This window comes from Paraburkholderia sp. MM5477-R1, assembly GCF_050436385.1.
Taxonomy (GTDB): domain Bacteria; phylum Pseudomonadota; class Gammaproteobacteria; order Burkholderiales; family Burkholderiaceae; genus Paraburkholderia; species Paraburkholderia tuberum.
Map to the genome: position 1 here is coordinate 190,093 of NZ_JBNDMC010000008.1, position 17,504 is coordinate 207,596.

The 17,504-nt window shown below is 66.1% G+C and carries 17 protein-coding genes; 12 read left to right on the forward strand and 5 right to left on the reverse strand.

Annotation, left to right across the window (positions count from 1 at the left end; all coding sequences use genetic code 11):
- Positions 1-92 precede the first annotated feature (92 nt).
- The 5 genes from OKW35_RS42615 (at position 93) to hutC (OKW35_RS42635) (ending at position 4,060) form a co-directional block, all read left to right on the forward strand.
- Positions 93-920, forward strand: coding sequence for a transporter substrate-binding domain-containing protein (locus OKW35_RS42615; protein WP_187618363.1), 828 nt, complete (start codon positions 93-95; stop codon positions 918-920).
- An 88-nt stretch (positions 921-1,008) separates the two neighbouring features.
- The gene (locus OKW35_RS42620; RefSeq protein WP_187610196.1) at positions 1,009-1,659 is read left to right on the forward strand and encodes an amino acid ABC transporter permease; all 651 of its coding nucleotides are present in this window, start codon (positions 1,009-1,011) and stop codon (positions 1,657-1,659) included.
- 28 nt (positions 1,660-1,687) lie between these two features.
- Positions 1,688-2,350, forward strand: a complete 663-nt coding sequence (locus OKW35_RS42625) for an amino acid ABC transporter permease (RefSeq protein WP_429365316.1) — start codon at positions 1,688-1,690, stop codon at positions 2,348-2,350.
- Positions 2,351-2,363: 13 nt separating this feature from the next.
- Positions 2,364-3,251: an amino acid ABC transporter ATP-binding protein gene (locus OKW35_RS42630; protein ID WP_429555222.1), complete on the forward strand. Its 888-nt coding sequence runs from the start codon at positions 2,364-2,366 to the stop codon at positions 3,249-3,251.
- Positions 3,248-4,060 (forward strand): histidine utilization repressor, encoded by an 813-nt coding sequence (hutC, locus tag OKW35_RS42635; protein ID WP_184038599.1) that lies wholly within the window; start codon positions 3,248-3,250, stop codon positions 4,058-4,060. Before OKW35_RS42630 ends, hutC (OKW35_RS42635) begins: the two co-directional genes overlap by 4 nt.
- Before the next feature lie 15 nt (positions 4,061-4,075).
- On the opposite strand, the gene hutC (OKW35_RS42640) is transcribed toward hutC (OKW35_RS42635), so the two are convergent.
- The 4 genes from hutC (OKW35_RS42640) to OKW35_RS42655 form a co-directional block, all read right to left on the reverse strand.
- Positions 4,076-4,861, reverse strand: coding sequence for a histidine utilization repressor (gene hutC, locus OKW35_RS42640; protein ID WP_184068391.1), 786 nt, complete (start codon positions 4,859-4,861; stop codon positions 4,076-4,078).
- A gap of 112 nt (positions 4,862-4,973) precedes the next feature.
- Complete coding sequence (locus tag OKW35_RS42645; protein ID WP_429555254.1) at positions 4,974-5,654, reverse strand: methyltransferase family protein; 681 nt, start codon at positions 5,652-5,654, stop codon at positions 4,974-4,976.
- Between the two features lie 23 nt (positions 5,655-5,677).
- Complete coding sequence (locus OKW35_RS42650) at positions 5,678-6,514, reverse strand: arylamine N-acetyltransferase family protein (RefSeq protein WP_429403265.1); 837 nt, start codon at positions 6,512-6,514, stop codon at positions 5,678-5,680.
- Positions 6,515-6,605: 91 nt separating this feature from the next.
- The gene (locus tag OKW35_RS42655) at positions 6,606-7,283 is read right to left on the reverse strand and encodes a hypothetical protein (RefSeq protein ID WP_429403266.1); all 678 of its coding nucleotides are present in this window, start codon (positions 7,281-7,283) and stop codon (positions 6,606-6,608) included.
- Positions 7,284-7,613: 330 nt separating this feature from the next.
- On the opposite strand from OKW35_RS42655, the gene OKW35_RS42660 reads away from it, so the two are divergent.
- From OKW35_RS42660 to OKW35_RS42685, 6 genes are all read left to right on the forward strand, one after another.
- Positions 7,614-9,137 (forward strand): carbohydrate porin, encoded by a 1,524-nt coding sequence (locus OKW35_RS42660; RefSeq protein ID WP_429555223.1) that lies wholly within the window; start codon positions 7,614-7,616, stop codon positions 9,135-9,137.
- A 181-nt stretch (positions 9,138-9,318) separates the two neighbouring features.
- Positions 9,319-10,413, forward strand: coding sequence for a hypothetical protein (locus OKW35_RS42665; RefSeq protein ID WP_429555255.1), 1,095 nt, complete (start codon positions 9,319-9,321; stop codon positions 10,411-10,413).
- A 33-nt stretch (positions 10,414-10,446) separates the two neighbouring features.
- Positions 10,447-11,760: an iron uptake transporter deferrochelatase/peroxidase subunit gene (gene efeB, locus OKW35_RS42670; protein WP_429555224.1), complete on the forward strand. Its 1,314-nt coding sequence runs from the start codon at positions 10,447-10,449 to the stop codon at positions 11,758-11,760.
- Between the two features lie 71 nt (positions 11,761-11,831).
- Entirely contained in the window at positions 11,832-12,863 is a 1,032-nt protein-coding gene (locus OKW35_RS42675; protein ID WP_184068377.1) for an iron ABC transporter substrate-binding protein, read from the forward strand.
- Entirely contained in the window at positions 12,864-14,468 is a 1,605-nt protein-coding gene (locus OKW35_RS42680; protein WP_429555225.1) for an ABC transporter permease, read from the forward strand.
- Between the two features lie 50 nt (positions 14,469-14,518).
- On the forward strand, positions 14,519-15,574 hold the full coding sequence (locus OKW35_RS42685) for an ABC transporter ATP-binding protein (RefSeq protein ID WP_429555226.1): 1,056 nt from the start codon (positions 14,519-14,521) through the stop codon (positions 15,572-15,574).
- Positions 15,575-15,597: 23 nt separating this feature from the next.
- Here OKW35_RS42685 and OKW35_RS42690 read toward each other — a convergent pair whose 3' ends face one another.
- Entirely contained in the window at positions 15,598-16,455 is an 858-nt protein-coding gene (locus OKW35_RS42690; protein WP_090806141.1) for a LysR family transcriptional regulator, read from the reverse strand.
- Positions 16,456-16,557: 102 nt separating this feature from the next.
- Here OKW35_RS42690 and OKW35_RS42695 point away from each other — a divergent pair, with 102 nt between their 5' ends.
- A complete protein-coding gene (locus tag OKW35_RS42695) occupies positions 16,558-17,490 on the forward strand; it encodes a DMT family transporter (protein WP_429555227.1) in 933 nt (310 codons plus the stop codon).
- The last annotated feature ends 14 nt before the right edge of the window (positions 17,491-17,504 follow it).

The following is a 17,504-nucleotide window of genomic DNA, read 5'->3' on the forward strand; positions in this document are numbered from 1 at the left end:
CGAGGCCCGCATCGCGCCGCCGGCGCGGCGGGTCTGGAACGAACACTTCGACACGCCGGCGACCCAACACCAATTCGCCCCCGGAGAACCCCATGCGTATCCTTGCAGGCTGGAAATGTCGTCTGGTCATGCTGGCGCTGTGCGCGGCAAGCGTCGCCGCGCACGCCGAAGACCAGCTCGCCAAAGTGAAGAAAGCCGGCGAACTGGTGGTCGGCACCGAAATGCAGTTCGCGCCATTCGACTTTCTCGAGAACGGTCAGCAAGCCGGCTTCAACAAGGATCTATTCGCGGAGATCGGCAAGGAAATCGGCGTGAAGGTGCGCTTCATCGATCTGCCGTGGCCGAGTGTCCTGCCCGGTCTCGAAGCGGGCAAATTCGATATGGTCGGTGGCCCTCTGACGGTCACGAAGGCGCGCATGGAACGCTACACGTACACGCTGCCCGTCGCCGATGCGACCGACGCGCTGCTCAAGCGCGCGAACGATGCGTCGATCAAGCAATCGTCGGATATCGCGGGCAAGACGGTCGGCGCGGGCAAAGGCACCGCGCAGCTGGACCAGTTGAAGAGCTACGCGGCCACGCTGCCGAAGCAGCCTGAAATCCGCGAGTACGTCGACAACAATCAGGCTTATGCGGACCTCGCGGCGGGCCGCATCGCCGCGGCAGCGAACTCGATGACCAACATCGCGTATGTCGCGAAGCAGCGCCCCGAGATGTTCGCGGTCGTGCAGCCGCCGTTCGGCGCGAAGGTGTACTTCGCGTATGCATTGCGTAAGGACGCCGACAGCAAACCGCTCGCCGACGCGTTCAACGCAGCGCTCGTGAAGATGCAGAAGGATGGCCGCCTCGCCGCGCTGCAGAAAAAGTGGTTCGGTGTCGCGATGGAGATGCCGTCCACGATGCCCACGCCGAACTACTGAGCGTCTTCAACGTGGGCGTCCCGCATCGTGCAATCGTTTCGCCGTAGCGCGGCGCGCGTCGCCCTTCCCCTTCCATCGGCCGCGACCCATGTTCAACACGACCGTCTTCGTTCAGGGCCTGCCGCTGCTGCTGCATGCGGCGCTCGCCACCGTCGGCATTTCGCTGACGGGGCTCGTGATCGGATTCTTCGTCGGCATCGGCGTGTGCACCGCGCGGCTGTCGCGGCATCGCGCCGCGCGCCTCGCGGGCGGCGCCTACGTGTTCTTCTTTCGCGGCGTGCCGATGCTCGTGCAGTTGCTGCTCGTGTACTACCTGTTGCCGTTCGCCGGCATCAACGTGTCGCCGATCGTCGCCGCGATCAGCACGGTGTCGCTGTGCTCGGCCTCGTATATCGCGGAGATTCTGCGCGGCGGTTTTCTGAGCATTCCGCCCGGACATCTCGAAGCCGCGCGCATGCTTGGGCTTTCCCCGCTCGATACGCTGCGGCGCATTCTGGTGCCGCAAGCATTCCGTTTGACGCTGCCGTCGCTCGTCAACGAAATGGTGCTGCTGATCAAGGCTTCTTCGCTGATCTCGGTGGTCGGCGTCGCCGAGTTGACGCGCACCGCGCAGAACATCGCCGCGAGCACCTACCGGCCGCTCGAAGCGTATGTCGCGGCCGGGCTCATCTACTTCGTGATCTGCGGTTCGCTCGCGCTGGTCGCGCATGCGGCCGAACACCGTTTGCAGCACGCCTGAATCGACTCACGTTTAAGCGAACCTCGCCATGCAAACGTTCGACCCGACCGTCATTACGCACAACCTGCAGCCGATCGCCGCCGGCCTCGCCACGACGCTCGCCAGCTGGGTCGCGGGCGTCGCAATCGGTCTCGCGATCGGCTTTCTGATCGCGGTGCTGCAACTGTTCTGCGGACGCTGGCTGCGCGCCATGTTGCGTGTCTACATCGAGTTGCTGCGCGGCACGCCGTTTCTCGTGCAGCTGTTTCTGCTGTACTACGCTGGCCCGTCCATCGGCATCACGCTCGAACCGATGACGGCCGGCATCGTCGGCCTCGGTCTCTACGGCAGCGCGTATTTCGCCGAGGCGTTCCGCTCCGGCTTCCAGTCGGTGCCCAAAGGCCATCTCGAAGCGGCGGCGTGTCTCGGACTCACGCGCTGGCAGGCGATTCTGCGCATCCAGGCGCCGCAGATGATGGTGCTGATCGTGCCCGCGCTGACCAATCTGATCATCGTGTTGAGCAAGGAAACGGCAGTGCTGTCGATCGTCACGGTGCCCGAACTGACGTTCGTGCTGACCGGCATCGGCTCGGCCACCTTCGCTTTCGTCGAAACCCTGCTGGTGCTGTGCGTGTGCTATCTCGCTCTAGTCGAGCTGACCTCGCGCGCGGGCATGTGGGCCGAAGCCCGCCTCGCACGCTTCATGGCATGATTCCGGAACACCTATGAACGCCATCGCCGACATGTCCTCCCCCGCGCGATCTTCCGCGCCGTCCGCCAGTGCAACGGCGAACGCATCGAATGCCGCGCCGCTGATCGAGGTGCGCGATCTGCGCAAACGCTTCGGCGATGTCGAGGTGCTGCGCGGCGTCGATCTCGAGATCGCGCGCTCGGAAGTGGTCTGCGTCATCGGGCCGTCGGGCTCGGGCAAGAGCACGCTGCTGCGCTGCCTCGCCGCGCTCGAAACCTACGATCACGGCGACGTGTGCATCGAAGGCGAGCTGCTCGGCTATGCCGAGCGCAACGGCAAACGCGTGCGCGCCTCGCAGGGCGAGATCAACCGCGTGCGCCGCAACGTCGGCATGGTGTTCCAGCAGTTCAACCTGTGGCCGCACATGACCGCGCTCGGCAACGTGATGGAAGCGCTGCTGCGCGTGCGGCGCCTGTCGCACGACGAAGCGCGCCGCCGCGCGAGCGCGATGCTGGAGACGGTCGGCCTCTCGCACAAGGGCGACGCGTATCCGGCGAAACTGTCGGGCGGTCAACAGCAACGCGTCGCGATTGCGCGCGCACTCGCGATGGAGCCGCACATCATGCTGTTCGACGAACCGACCTCGGCGCTCGATCCGGAGCTGGTCGGCGAGGTGCTGCAGGTGATGAAGCAGCTCGCGCGCGACGGCATGACGATGGCCGTGGTCACGCACGAAATGGGTTTTGCCGCGCAGGTCGCCGACAAGGTCGTGTTCATCGATCAAGGCCGCATCGCCGTGCAGGGCAAACCGCGCGACGTGTTTCACGATGCCGCGCAGCCGCGTCTGCGGCAGTTTCTGCAAAACTACTTCGACCGCAATGCGTTCTGGACGCGCGGCCCCGACGACACCCCGCCCCTATGAGCGCCACCGTTCGCAACAAGCCTCATGGCAAATCGTCCGCCAGCGCGGCCAGCGCCGCGGCCAAAATCGCGCGCGGCAGCGACGAAGCGCCGGCCGCGCGCTACGAGCAGGTCAAACAGCACATTCGCCAGATCATCGGCTCGGGCGAACGCCAGGCGGGCGACCGTCTGCCTTCGGAGCTCGACCTCGTCGCGACGCTCGGCGTCTCGCGCATGACGGTCAACCGCGCGCTGCGCGAACTCGCCGACGCGGGGCTCGTCACGCGCCTATCGGGCGTCGGCACTTTCGTCGCGCCGAACAAGCCGCAGTCCACGCTATTGATGATCGCCCATATCGGCGACGAGATCCGCTCGCGCGGCCACGCTTATCGCTGCGATATGGTGCTGTTGCAGCGCGAGACCGCGTCGGTCACGGTGTCGAACGCCTTGGGGCTGGCGCCGGGCGCTTCGGTGTTTCATGTGATCTGCGTGCATCGCGAGAACGGTCTGCCGGTGCAGCTCGAAGATCGCTATGTGAATCCGGCCGTCGCGCCGGATTTTCTGCAGCACGATTTCTCGGCGCTGAAGCCGTCCGAGTATCTGCTGACGGTCGTGCCGATGCACGATCTCGAACACGTGGTCGACGCGGCGCTGCCGACGCCTGCCGAAGCAGAGCTGCTCGAAATTCACGCCGAAGAACCGTGCCTGACGCTGACGCGCCGCACGTGGACGGGCGGCGTCGCCGTGACGTTCGCGCGTTTCGTGCATCCGGGTTCGCGCTATCGGCTCGGCTGCCGCTTTTCGCCGAATACCTCGCAGCGCCAGGGATAACGCGCGCTTCAGGCCCTAGACGGTCCCCGCCAGATGAAAACGCGACGCCGGATGCCATAGCCGCACCGACGTCGCGACGTTCTCGCCGACCCACGTGCGCCGCCACAGCAGCAGACACGGCTCGCCGATATCCATCATCAGATGACGCCGCACATGGGCGTCGGGCTTTTGCGCGTAGATGCGAAACTCGGCGCGCTGCACGGGCGCGAGCCGCACCATGTAGTGATTCGGCGTTTCGACCGAGAAGTCCTGCTGCAGATATTCAGGGAACACCTTCGGATTGACGAAGCGGTCCTCGTACTGGATCGGCTCGCCCTCCTCGCTGTGCACGATGCACGAGTGAAACGCGGGACCGCTCGCGAGACCGAGCGCTTCGAGCGCGTCGGCGTCGTCGCTCGGTTCGAGCGTCAGCACGCGCGCCGAATGACGATGACCGCGCGCGGCGATTTCATCGGCGATATTGCGGATCTCCAGCACCGTCGATTCATACCGCTGCGGCGCGACGAAGGTGCCCGAGCCTTGCACGCGCGTGAGCACGCGCTCGGCGGTCAGCTCGCGCAGCGCGCGCGACACCGTCATGCGCGCGACGCCGAACTCCTTGACCAGTTCCGTTTCGGAAGGGATCAGCCCGCCCGGCTTCCATGCGCCTTCGCTGATGCGCTGAAGCACGTAGCGTTTGATCTGCTCGTAGGCGGGCATCGCCTTGACCGGCGTGTCGCGATCGCGTTCGCGTTCGGCGGAATGCTGTTTCTGCCCGGCCTGTGCGGCGGGCGCTATACGCGCCTGTGTCGTTGTTTTCACTCCAAACCTCATCGGTGGTTCGCCGGTGGTACATGAGGTACACCGTGGCCGGTTCTCCGACGGCCGGGCCCAATCTTACCCGGTTCGACGGTGGGGAGACGGCTGGAACGCGCTACCAGATAAACGGCACGAAACGGTAACGCACACGAGCCATGTATTGGGTGTAGCCGTCGAGCTGCCCGGCGAGCAGCCGCTCCTCGCGCACCGCGCGCCAGCCCATCCCGTACCCCATCACGGGCAGCGCCACGAGCCCCCACCACGAGCCGAGCATCAGCGGCGTGCCGACGAAGAACACCAGCGCGGCCGCGTACATCGGATGACGGACGTACGCGTAGGGCCCGGTGTCGGCAACCTTGTGCCCGCGGCTCGACTGAATCTTGACCACCGGTGCGGCATAGCTGTTCGCGCGAAACACGAACCGGCACGTGAAGATGCACAGGAACACGCACAACGCGCCGAGGCCCATGAGCCACAACGGCAGCGGCGCGGACCAGCGAAACCGCATCGCGTCGAAACCCATCAGGATCAGCCAGCCGCACCACGCGGCCCCGATCGCGGCCATGAACACACGATCCCAGCGGCTCTGCTGCGCCTGCACGAACGGCGCGAGCCGCTCCGCGAGCAGCGCGGGATCATGACGCGCGAGCCACAAGCCGAGCCACAGGCTCAATACCGCCAGCTCGAACAGATACCACCATGCTGCCGGCCACGCGAGCGTGCCGGCCGCGCCGAACAGCAGCACGCCCATGAAAACCAGCCACGCCAGTGATTGCAGGATCAGACGTGCGACCATCGCGGCTCCCTCGAGCGGTCGGCTCATGCGGCCTCATCGCGCGTGCGCACGCGCTCGAACACGTCGGCGATATCGATGTCCTCCAGATTCAAGCCGAAACGCTCACGCAGACAGTCGGCGAGTTCGGCGGCGCTCGCGAGGCGCCGTTCGTTGACGATCTGCCCTCGTGCGTCGCGCTCGTTGAACTGATCGTTGAATAGCGCCAGTCGCAGTTCGGGCAACACGCGGCACGCCAGCAGGTTATGAACGAACTTCGAATCCGGTGACGTCGAGGTGTACCAGTTCGAGGTTTCGTAGTCGATCCACTCGACTGCGCGCAGATCGACGTGATAAACGCGGGTCCAGCTCTCGTCCGGCGCCAGCACCTCGAGATAGACGGTGTCGCGCCCCGCGTCGGCGAGACGGAACGTGCCGAGCGGAATCGGCTGCGCGAGGCCGGCGGTCAGCCGCAGCGGCGCGGTCAGCGTCACGGCGCCGAAGCCGACGTCGGCGATCCATGCGTCGCCGTCGATATCGACGCGCAGCACCATATGCGTGCGCGGCGCAATCGTGCCGGGCTCGCGGCCCCACACGACGCGCGCAAGCATCGGTGTGACCCTGAAGCCGAGTTGCATCAGCACGTTCGCGAACAGAATGTTCTGCTCGAAGCAGTAGCCACCGCGCTTTTCGGTCACGAGCTTGCGTTCCACGGCTTCGAGCTCGAGCCTGACGGGCCGGCGCGTCAACGGGTTCAGGTTCTCGAACGGGATCGCGGCGGGATGGAGCCGGTGAATCGCCCGCAGCACGTCGAGCGTGGCGGCGCGCGGGCCCTGATAGCCGATCCGGGCGAAGTAGTTTTCCAGATTGATGGTGTGGGACATCGGCGGAATTCCGGTTGGACTGCGGGTTCGACGCGGTCATAGCGGCTTTCGGCGCTGACTCGACCGCGCGCGGGACGAAGCGAAAACGCGCCTACAACCCCTTCAACGCCGACGTCGCGATCGACGGCACCGTGATGCCGTGGCTCGATGCGAACTGCACGGCCGAGCCCAGCGTCGACATCAGCGACTGCAACTGCCCCGGCGCCGATTGCGCGATATACGAAGCGCTTTGCGCGGTCTGCGGATTGAGGCCCGATTGCAGCAGCGACGACGGACTCATCTGACCGAGGCTGCCGAGCCCCGACTGCAAGCTCGAATACTGGCTCACACCCTTGCCGAGCGACGACAGACCCTGCGTGAACGCTTCCTTGTTGACCGGCGTCGCAGACGCGCCGCCACTTGCATGATTCGCGAACGCATCGGTCAGCTTCTGCGACAGCGACTGCTGGGTGCTGCCGACCTGCGTCAACTGACTGACCGACGGCGTGCCGCCGCTGAGCAGCCCCGCCGCCTGCTGCGCCTGGCCGGCGGCACTCGTCATGCCCATCGCCGACGCGAGGCTCGACTGTCCGCTCAGCACCTGCTGGTTCGCGCCCACGTAACTCTGCAGCAACTGCGACACGCCGCCCGACGACGCCCCGGCACCCGCCGCGCTATCGCCGCCCCCGCCGATGCCGAACTGCTTCAGATTCAACTGCGCGTGCGCTGCGCCGCCCAGCAACAGACCACCACTCACCAGCAACGAAACCAGCAGAATGCGCTTGCCCATCTCTACCTCCTTACTTTGACTTTCGGGGTGACTCGTGCGCTTCGACACCTCGCCGTTTCGCACGTTCGTGCCTGACTACATCAATACGTTTTCATTACGCGCCAATGAATATCTGTTTACGTCCTCATAAAGTTTAGACGCAGTCCGTAAATCCGGGAATTACATGCCAGTAATATTGTTGCGAATCGTTCTCATTTGTGTTGACTGCCGCAATACGCCTGCGTACGATCACGCCATCAGCCGCTTTGGCAGCCTGGGACAACACGCGATGTCGCGCCAGGCAGTCGCAGATTGATCACATCGATCGAAACAACACTCATAAGGATTTCGATGAAGTTCGCCCAACTCAATGGATCGCGTGCCAATGCGCGTCCGGTTTGCGACGCTTGCGCAGGTCCCGGCGCAACTCATCGTACGCGTTTGCCTTCGATGCGGCGCGTCGCACTGTGCACGGCCTTCGCGTGTGCCTCGTTGACCGGCCACGCGGCGCTGGCCGAAGCCAATCCCGATGCGAACCCGGAAGCGCCCGAGGCCGACCTGAACATTCAGGCGACGCAAACCGACCAGTGGACGGGCCTCTGGAACCGCCAGCAATTGCTCGGCGACATGGGCGGCCTGCGTCCGTGGCTCGGCAAGTACGGCATGACCTTCACGCTGACCGAAACCAGCGAAGTGCTGGCCAATCTGCGCGGCGGTCTCGCGCGCGGCGTCGACTACGACGGCCTGACCACCGCGAGCTTGCAGATGGATACGCAAAAGGCGTTCGGCCTGCCGGGCGGCCTCTTCAACGTCAGCGCACTGCAAATTCACGGCGCGAACCTGAGCGCGAACAAGCTCGGCACGTTGAATACCGCGAGCGGCATCGAGGCCGACGACGCGACGCGTCTGTGGGAGCTCTGGTATCAGCAGTCGTTCCTGAACAAACGCGTGGACGTGAAGATCGGTCAGCAGAGTCTCGACCAGGAATTCATCACGAGCACGTATGCGGCCCTGTTCCTCAACACGATGTTCGGCTGGCCCGCGCTGCCCTCGTACGACATGCCGTCGGGCGGTCCCGCCTATCCGCTCGCGGGTCTCGGCGTGCGCGTGCGCGGCCAGATCACCCCTTCGTTGACCGCGCTTGCCGGCGTGTATTCGGGCGACCCGCTCGGCAACGACCCGGACAACATGAGCGGCACGAACTTCAACCTGCATAACGGCGCGTTGTGGATCGGCGAGCTGCAGTACTCGATCAACCAGCCGGCCGAAGGCGAAATGGTCGGCATGGGCGGCGGCGGTCTGCCGGGCACCTATAAGCTCGGCGTCTGGTACAACACCAACAAGTTCGCCGATCAGCGCTACGACAACATGGGGCTGTCGCTCGCGAATCCGGCGTCGACCGGCATTCCGGTGAATCACAGCGGCAACTACAGCTTCTATGCGGTCGCCGATCAGATGGTGTGGCGCCCCGACTCCGACGAACCACGCAGTCTCGGCGTGTTCGCGCGCGTGATGGGCGCGCCGGGCGACCGCAACCTCGTGCAAGTCGCGGCCAACCTCGGCGTCGTGCTGAAGGCGCCGTTCAAGGGCCGTGACAACGACAGCGCCGGTCTCGCGCTGACCTACATCAAGGTCGGCAGTCATGTGAACGGACTCGACAAGGACTTCCTGGCATTCAACGGCAGCCCCTACGGCTTGCGCACCAGCGAAACCACGCTCGAGGCGACCTACCAGTACCAGGTCAATCCGTGGTGGCAGTTGCAGGCCGACGCGCAATACACGTTCAACGCCGGTGCGGGCCAGAACCCGAACGACCCGACGCAGCCGCTGCGCAACACCTTCGTCGTCGGCATGCGGACCAATATCAACTTCTGACGCCGCCCGCCGCGCGCTTTCATCCTCGCAAGCACATGCCACCCCACGCAACCGGACCAGCACTTCCCATGCTTTCTATCGTCGCCGCCACTCCCGCTTTGTGCACCCGCACGGAGGCCCAATCGTGAATCAACTCACGCGCAAGCTTGCGGCGCGCGCCGCGCGAGCCCTGCTCGCCGCGATGGCCGGCGCCGCCGCTCTCACGATGGCCGCCAGCGCGCAGGCCGAGCCGCAAGGCTTCCTTGAAACGATCAAGCATCACACGACGCTGATCAACACCGTGCCGGATAACGGCGACCAGAATCCGTACGCGCTCGTGGTCGCGCCGGTCAGCGCGGGCACCGTGAAGAAAGGCGACGTGCTGGTCGGCAACTTCAACAACTCGACGAACCTGCAGGGCACCGGCAGCACGATCATCGACTATCACCCGGACACCAGACAGATGACGGTGTTCGCGACCGTGCCGCGCGATCTGAAGGAATGCCCGGGCGGCATCGGCCTGTCGACCGCGATGACGATGCTGAAGTCGGGCTGGGTGATCGTCGGCAGCACGCCGAGCAACGACGGCACGACCGGCACCAAGGGCGCTGGCTGCCTGATCGTGATCGACCCGCAAGGCAAGATCGCGTCGACGATCTCGACGCCGAACATCAACGATCCGTGGGGCAACATGGCGGTCGTCGACAACGGCACGAGCGCAACGCTGTTCGTCAGCAACGCGGGCTTCGGCGTCGGCGACGCGCAAGGCAATCCGCCCGTGTTCAAGCAGGCCACCGTGCTGCGCCTCGACCTCGACGTGCCGGCAGGCAAGCCGCCCGTCGTGAAGCAGGAAACCGTGATCGGCAGCGGCTTCGGCGCGCAGGCCGACAAGGGCGTGTTCCTCGTCGGGCCGACCGGCCTCGCGCTGTCGGCCGATCAGAAACTGCTGTACGTGTCCGACGCGATCGGCAACCGCATCACCGAGATCGACGATCCGCTCACGCGCGACAGCAGCGCGGGTGTCGGCCGCCAGTTGACCGCCGACGGCCTGCTGCATCGTCCGCTCGCGATGGTCACCGCGCCCAATGGCCACCTGCTGGTGACCAACGCGTTGAACGGCCAGGTCGTCGAGATCGATCCGGCGACCGGCAAGCAGCTGTACGCACGCTGGATCGATACCGACAAGGCGCAATCGCCCCCCGGCAACGGCGACCTGTTCGGTATCGCGATGACGCCGGAAGGCGACGGCTTCTACTACGTCGAAGACGACGTGAACACACTGGTGCTCGCGAAGTAGGCGGCACCCAGGTTTCAGGAAGGTGAACTGACCATGACAAACGATCACCCCCCACGGCCGTCACGACGCGGCTTCCTGAAGGCGGGGGGCGCGGCGGTCGCGGCCGGCGCGAGTCTCGGCGCGGGCCTCGCGACCTCGCCGCCCGCGCTCGCGAAGGCGCCCGCGCATAGCGCCCAGAACGCCGATCCGCAGTTCGCGGCCGAGCCGTTCTACGGTCCGCATCAAGGCGGCATCGTCACGCCGCAGCAGAGCCACACCTACGTCGCCGCGCTCGATCTGACCACCGACAAGCGCGACGAAGTGATCGCCCTGCTGCGCACGTGGACCGAAGCAGCCGCGCGCCTGACGCAAGGTGGCACGGCCTTCGCGCTGCCCGCCGGCGACGGCGGCGGCGACCGGGCCGCCCCCGATTCCGGCGACGTGCTGGGCCTCGGCCCGAACGGTCTGACCATCACGTTCGGCTTCGGCCCCGGCCTCTTCACGAAGGACGGCAAGGACCGCTACGGGCTCGCGTCGCGCCGCCCCGCCGCGCTCGTCGATTTGCCGCGCTTCAACGGCGATCAGCTGATCAAGGAGAAGACCGGCGGCGACCTGTTCATCCAGGCGTGCGCGAACGACGCGCAGGTTGCGTTTCACGCGGTACGCCAACTGACGCGCCGTGCCTACGGCGTCGCGGCGATGCGCTGGGGCCAGGCCGGTTTCCTGTCCGGTCCGCGCGCTCAGACGCCGCGCAACCTGATGGGCTTCAAGGACGGCACCAACAATCCGTCGACCGCGAAGCCTGAGCTGATGAACCAGTTCGTGTGGGCTCGCGCCACCGACGACGCGCCGTGGATGGAAGGCGGCACCTACACGGTCGTGCGCCGCATCCGCATCACGCTCGAACACTGGGACAACACCGAGCTCGGTTTCCAGGAACAGGTGTTCGGCCGCCACAAGTACAGCGGCGCGCCGATCGGCAGCAAGCATGAATTCGACGCGGTGGATCTGAAGGCCGAGGACAAGGACGGCAACCCGGTGATCCCCGAGAACTCGCACGTGCGACTGTCGAATCCGGCGAGCAACAACGGCGCGCAGATTCTGCGCCGCTCGTATTCGTACAACGAAGGCACGAACTTCTATATCGAGCGCTGGCCGCCGTGGCGCCAGGAAACCGAGTACGACGCGGGGCTGATTTTCATCGCGCACCAGAGCGACCCGCGCACCGGCTTCATCCCGATCAACGACCGGCTCGCGAAGTTCGACATGATGAACCAGTTCACGACTCACGTCGGCAGCGCGATTTTCGTCGTGCCGCCGGGCGCGAAGCCGGGTTCGTATGTCGGCGCGGGGCTGTTCGAGACGTGATGCAGCAAATGAAGCACGCCGGGCGTGCAGCGCCTGGCTCACTCAACACAATCAAAACGGACTTCTGCAACATGGCTCATTCCTGGTTTGCCACCCGTCTGCGCGCGCTCGGCAGCATGGCCGCGCTGTCGCTCACCGCGCTCGCGACGATGCCGTCGGCGGCTCACTCGGCGTCGATCACGCTGTACAACGCGCAGCACGAGCAGGTCGTCAATCTGCTCGCGAAGGACTTCGAAAAGCAGTCGGGCATCTCGGTGAAAGTGCGCAACGGCGAAGGCCCGGCGCTCGCCGCGCAGATCGTCGCGGAAGGCGCGGCCTCGCCCGCCGACGTGTACTTCACGGAGAACTCGCCGGAGCTGATGCTGCTCGAGGAAAAGGGGCTGCTCGCGAAGGTCGACGAAGCGACGCTCCGCGCGGTGCCGGCACGTTTCAATTCGCCGAGCGGTGTATGGGTCGCCGTGACCGCGCGCGAGAGCGTGCTCGCATACAACACGACGAAGCTGCAGCCATCGCAACTGCCGCAATCGGTGTTCGACCTCGCGAAGCCTGAATGGAAAGGCAAGGTCGGCATCGCGCCGAGCGACGCCGACTTCCTGCCTCTCGTGAGCGCGGTGCTGGCCCTGAAGGGTGAAGAGCAGACGCTCGCGTGGCTGAAGGGTCTCAAAGCCAACTCGCAGATCTTCGACGATGACGAAGGCGTGGTCGCCGCGGTCAATCGCGGCGGGGTCGCGGCCGGTCTGATCAACAACTACTACTGGGCGCGTCTGCATGCGGAAATCGGCGATGCGAAAACCCGCAGCGCGATCTATCACTTCGGCCACGGCGACGCCGGTGCGCTCGTCAACGTATCGGGCGCGGGCGTGCTGAAGTCCGCGCACAACGCGGACGGCGCGCAGAAGTTTCTCGCCTATCTGGTCAGCGAACGCGCACAGCAGCTGATGGCCAACAGCCACGTGATGTTCGAATATCCGCTGCACGCGGGTGTCGCGCCGGACCCGATCCTCAAGCCGTTCGCCGAACTGACTCCGCCCACGCTGACGATCCAGCAGCTCGGCGACGATAGCCAGGCCGGCAAGCTGCTACGTCAGGCAGGCCTGCTGTAAATGAGCGAAGCACTGTCAGCCGGTCCGCCGGCTGTCCCCCCAGCCCCGGCGCGCGGCCGGACGCGCGCGCCGCGCAGCCTTTTTGCGGCGGCAGCACTCAGCGCTTTGCTGGTGCTGCTGCCGATTGCGTTTACGTTCTGGCGCGCGGCGAGCTTCGGCATCGGCGACGCGCTCGATCTGATCTGGCGGCCGCTCGTTGGCGAGCTGCTCGTCAATACGGCGTTGATCACCGTCACGACTACCCTCGTTTGCGCGGTGATCGGCACCGCGGCCGCGTGGTTCGTCGAGCGCACGCATCTTCCCGGACGGCGCGCGTGGGCCGTGCTGTGCGCCGCGCCGCTCGCGATGCCGGCCTTCATTTCGAGCTATGCGTGGGTGTCCTTGAGCGAGGACTTGCAGGACTTCAACGGCGCGTTGCTGGTCTTGACCTGCGCGTATTTTCCGCTCGTCTATCTGCCGGTCGCCGCCGCGCTGCGCGGCATGGACCCGGCACTCGAAGAAAGCGCGCGCGCGCTCGGCTGCAACCGCTGGACGAGTTTCGCGCGCGTCGTGCTGCCGCAACTGCGGCCGGCGCTGCTCGGCGGCATGCTGCTCGTCGCGCTCGGCGTGCTATCGGAATTCGGCGCGTTCACGCTGCTGCGCTTTCATACGTTCACCACGCAGATCTACGCGGAATATCGCACCAGCTTCGACGGCGGCGGTGCATCGCTGCTCGCGTGTCTGCTGATCGTGATCTGCCTCGTCGTGCTTGCGTTCGAGTTTCGCGTGCGCGGTGCAGCGCGCTACGAGCGCGTCGACCGCGGCACGCGCCGCGCGGTGTTGCGCTACGAGCTCGGCGGGTGGCGCTGGCTCGTCGTCGCGGGCTTTGCGCTGCTCACGCTTGCGACGCTCGGCGTACCGCTCGGCATGATCGGCTTCTGGCTCACGCAGCCGGGCGCGGCCGCCGTGACGCCGGCCGACGTATCGCCCGAACTGCTGTGGAACGCGACGTGTTCGTCGCTGGGTTTCGGCCTCGCGGCCGCCGCGCTGACCACGTTGCTCGTGGTGCCGCTCGCGTTTCTGCTGGTGCGTTATCCGACGCGTTTCGCGACGCTGTTCGAGCGCACCGTGTTTCTCGCGCAGGGCGTGCCGGGGCTCGTGATTGCGCTCGCGATCGTCTCGCTCGCCGTGCATGCGCTGCAGCCGCTCTATCAAAGCGCGACGCTGCTGATCGTCGCCTACGCGATCCTGTTCATGCCGGTCGCGCTCGTCAGCGTGCGCGCGGCATTCATGCAGGCGCAGCCGCGCCTCGAGGAAACCGCGCGCGCGCTCGGCCTTGACTGGACGCAGACGCTCGTGCGCGTCGTGCTGCCGCTCGCGGGCCCCGGGCTCGGCGCTGCCGCGGCGATGGTGTTCATCTCGGTCGTCACCGAACTGAACGCGACGCTGCTGCTGTCGCCGCTCGACACGCAAACGCTGGCGACCCAGGTGTGGGCCGACACGTCGACGATGGCGTTCGCCGCTGCCGCGCCGTATGCGGCGCTGCTGACCGGCATCTCGCTGTGCGCGTCGGGACTGCTGTTCGCGCTGCTCGGCCGCTCGGCGCTGCTCGGCGAGCGCGGCTGACACACGCCGGCTTTTTCATCGCTGCTTTTGTTCGACTACTTCGGATTTTCATGAGCGAACTTCGTATCCGCGGACTGCAGAAATCGTTCGACGGTCACCCGGTGCTGCACGGCCTCGATCTCTCGGTCGAGCGCGGCACGCTGCTCGCGCTGCTGGGGCCCTCGGGCAGCGGCAAGACCACGCTGCTGCGCCTGTTGTGCGGCTTCGAGCGCGCGGACGGCGGCAGCGTCGAGATCGATGGCCGGCGCGTCGTCGGCGACAACCTGCACGTACCGTCGGAGCAACGCCGCATCGGCTACGTGCCACAGGAAGGCGCGCTGTTTCCGCATCTGTCGGTCGCGGACAACATCGTGTTCGGTCTGCCACGCACGCAGCGCCGCGCGCGCCATCGCGTCGCTGAGTTGCTGGAGCTGGTCGGCCTGCCCGTGCATTTTGGCGAGCGCGCGCCGCAGCAACTGTCGGGCGGTCAACAGCAACGTGTCGCGCTCGCCCGTGCGCTCGCACCCGCGCCGACGCTGATCATGCTCGACGAGCCGTTCTCCTCGCTCGACGCCGCGCTGCGCGTCGAAACGCGCCAGGCGGTCGCAAGTGCGCTGGCCGCGGCCGGCGCGACTGCCGTACTGGTCACGCACGATCAGTCCGAGGCGTTGTCGCTCGGGCATGAGGTCGCGGTGCTGTGGAACGGGAGGCTGATCCAGACCGCGACGCCCGAAGTGCTATACCGCCGGCCGGTGACGCGCGAGCTTGCGTCGTTCATTGGCGAGGCGGTGTTGTTGCCGGGCATCGCGCAACAGGATCGCGCGAGTTGCGAGCTCGGCGAACTCGCACTGGTCGCGCCCGTCGGCCACGGTGCGGTCGACGTGATGGTGCGTCCCGAGCAGATCCGCCTGCTGCGCGCCGATGAAACCGCGCGCACAGGCGCCGCGCACGACGCGCTCGTCACTGACGTGATCTTCCAGGGGCAGGACGCAAGCGTCGCGCTGCAATTGCAGTCCGCGACGCGGGCGATGGTGCGCGCGCGCGTGCCCGGTTATCTGTGCCCGCGTCCGGGTGAGCGCGTGCGGCTCGCGGTCGAGGGTGAAGTGACCGCCTATTCGCGTGCCTGAACGGCTAAGGCTGGCACGCTCGGCTACCGCAGCGACAGATCCTGCACCATCTGCTGCGCCAGATAATCGCAGGTCGGCCGATCCGATTTCGCGCTGCGCGCGACCACGATTTCGAGCGGCGCGATTCTCGGCAGGCCTTGCGCGTCGCCGAGTATCGCGAGCCGCGGCGGCACGCTGCACCGCGTCAGCGCAATCACCGACAAACCGGCATCCACGGTCGCGACGAGCCCCATCAGGCTCGCGCTGCTGAACGCCGCGCGATAACGGATGCGCGCGCCATCCAGCGCAGCCAGCGTGTGCTGGCGCGCGACGCAGCCCGGCTCGTACAACCCCACCGGCAATGGCGAGGCCTTCAGCACCGGCGTGTCGACCGACGCCCCCACCCACACCATCGGTTCGCTGCGCACGAATTCGCCGCGCATCCTGCGGTCGCGCGTGACGAATGCGAGGTCGATCTTGTTGTCCGCGAGCATCGGCGCGAGTGCCGTGCTCTGCGCGCAGACGATCTCGATCTCGACGCGCGGGTACAGCGTCGCGAAACGCCGCAACACCGGCGATAGCAGCGACGACACATAGTCGTCCGGCGCGCCGAGCACCACCCGCCCGGTCACCTCGGGCCGCACGATCGCCGACCACGCCTCCTCCTGCAACGCAAGCGCGCGCCGCGCGTATTCGAGCAGCGTACTGCCGGGCCGCGTCAGCGACAGGTTGCGCGTGTTGCGTGCGAACAGCGTCGTGCCGAGCATCGTTTCGAGCCGCTTGATCTGCATGCTGACCGCCGCCTGCGAGCGATGCACGCTCGCCGCCGCCTTCGTGAAGCTGCCCGCCTCCACGACCGCGACAAAGCTGCGCAACAGATCGACGTCGAATTCAGGGTTCACGATTTATCAACCGGGCTTATGGAATTGCTCAATTTAATTCGTTTGTGAACAGGCCACAAGCGGCGCAATACTCGCAGGCATCATGTTACGGAGTCGTTGCGCATGTCCCTCACCTCACGTCAACAAGGCGCGATCACGCTGGCGAGCGGCGGCCTGCTGATGGGCACGATCGGCGTTTTCGTCGAGGAGGCGCGGCTCGATGCGCTGACGCTCGTGTTCTTCCGCTGCCTGTTCGGCTTTCTCTCGCTCGCCGCCTATTGCGCGTGGAAGGGCTTTTTCACGCGCGCGCAGTTCACGCGCCGCACGGTCGCGCTCGCGCTGATTTCCGGCGTGCTGATGGTCACGCAATGGGTCGGCTTTTTCGATGCGATTCATCGCACCAGCATCGCGGTCGCGACCGTCGTGTTTCATGTGCAGCCGTTCTGGGTCGTGCTGATCGGCGCGGCGCTCTTTAACGAGCGGCTCGGCGCGGACCGGCTCGGCTGGATCGCGACGGCGTTCGTCGGGCTCGTGCTCGCGTCGGGCGTGATCGCGGCCGGAAACCTGCAAGGCCACAGCAGCTATCTGATCGGCTTGAGCGAAGCGCTGCTCGGCTCGCTGCTGTATGCGAGCGTCACGCTGATCGCGAAGAGCCTCGGCGACATGCGCCCGCATCTGCTGACGCTCACGCAATGCGCGGTCGGCGTGATCTGTCTGCCGCTGATCGCGCCGCTGATCGCGCCTTTGACGCTCACGCATATCGGTCCGATGCAGTGGTTCTGGCTGATCGGCATGGGCGTGCTGCACACGGGATTGTCGTATGTGCTGATTTACGGCGCGCTGCCCAGGCTCAGCACGCCAGTGATCGCGGTGCTGTTGTTCGTTTATCCGCTGACCGCGATCGTCGTGGATGCGCTCGTGTATGGCCGTGCGCTGTCGCTCTCGCAACTGGCGGGCATGGCGCTGATCGTCGCCGCGAGTCTCGGCGTCAATCTCGGCTGGCCGTTGCTGACGCTGCTGCATCCGGGTGGGCGGGCACGCAGTCACGCGAAGTAAAGCGCGCCGCCCGC

What these genes read in the sequence shown, in the direction of transcription:
- OKW35_RS42615 (WP_187618363.1), top strand. Translation starts at nt 93, where the DNA reads ATGCGTATCCTTGCAGGCTGGAAATGTCGTCTGGTCATGCTGGCGCTG.
- OKW35_RS42620 (WP_187610196.1), top strand. Translation starts at nt 1,009, where the DNA reads ATGTTCAACACGACCGTCTTCGTTCAGGGCCTGCCGCTGCTGCTGCAT.
- OKW35_RS42625 (WP_429365316.1), top strand. Translation starts at nt 1,688, where the DNA reads ATGCAAACGTTCGACCCGACCGTCATTACGCACAACCTGCAGCCGATC.
- OKW35_RS42630 (WP_429555222.1), top strand. Translation starts at nt 2,364, where the DNA reads ATGAACGCCATCGCCGACATGTCCTCCCCCGCGCGATCTTCCGCGCCG.
- hutC (WP_184038599.1), top strand. Translation starts at nt 3,248, where the DNA reads ATGAGCGCCACCGTTCGCAACAAGCCTCATGGCAAATCGTCCGCCAGC.
- OKW35_RS42645 (WP_429555254.1), bottom strand. Translation starts at nt 5,654, where the DNA reads ATGGTCGCACGTCTGATCCTGCAATCACTGGCGTGGCTGGTTTTCATG.
- OKW35_RS42650 (WP_429403265.1), bottom strand. Translation starts at nt 6,514, where the DNA reads ATGTCCCACACCATCAATCTGGAAAACTACTTCGCCCGGATCGGCTAT.
- OKW35_RS42655 (WP_429403266.1), bottom strand. Translation starts at nt 7,283, where the DNA reads ATGGGCAAGCGCATTCTGCTGGTTTCGTTGCTGGTGAGTGGTGGTCTG.
- OKW35_RS42660 (WP_429555223.1), top strand. Translation starts at nt 7,614, where the DNA reads ATGAAGTTCGCCCAACTCAATGGATCGCGTGCCAATGCGCGTCCGGTT.
- OKW35_RS42665 (WP_429555255.1), top strand. Translation starts at nt 9,319, where the DNA reads ATGGCCGGCGCCGCCGCTCTCACGATGGCCGCCAGCGCGCAGGCCGAG.
- efeB (WP_429555224.1), top strand. Translation starts at nt 10,447, where the DNA reads ATGACAAACGATCACCCCCCACGGCCGTCACGACGCGGCTTCCTGAAG.
- OKW35_RS42675 (WP_184068377.1), top strand. Translation starts at nt 11,832, where the DNA reads ATGGCTCATTCCTGGTTTGCCACCCGTCTGCGCGCGCTCGGCAGCATG.
- OKW35_RS42680 (WP_429555225.1), top strand. Translation starts at nt 12,864, where the DNA reads ATGAGCGAAGCACTGTCAGCCGGTCCGCCGGCTGTCCCCCCAGCCCCG.
- OKW35_RS42685 (WP_429555226.1), top strand. Translation starts at nt 14,519, where the DNA reads ATGAGCGAACTTCGTATCCGCGGACTGCAGAAATCGTTCGACGGTCAC.
- OKW35_RS42695 (WP_429555227.1), top strand. Translation starts at nt 16,558, where the DNA reads ATGTCCCTCACCTCACGTCAACAAGGCGCGATCACGCTGGCGAGCGGC.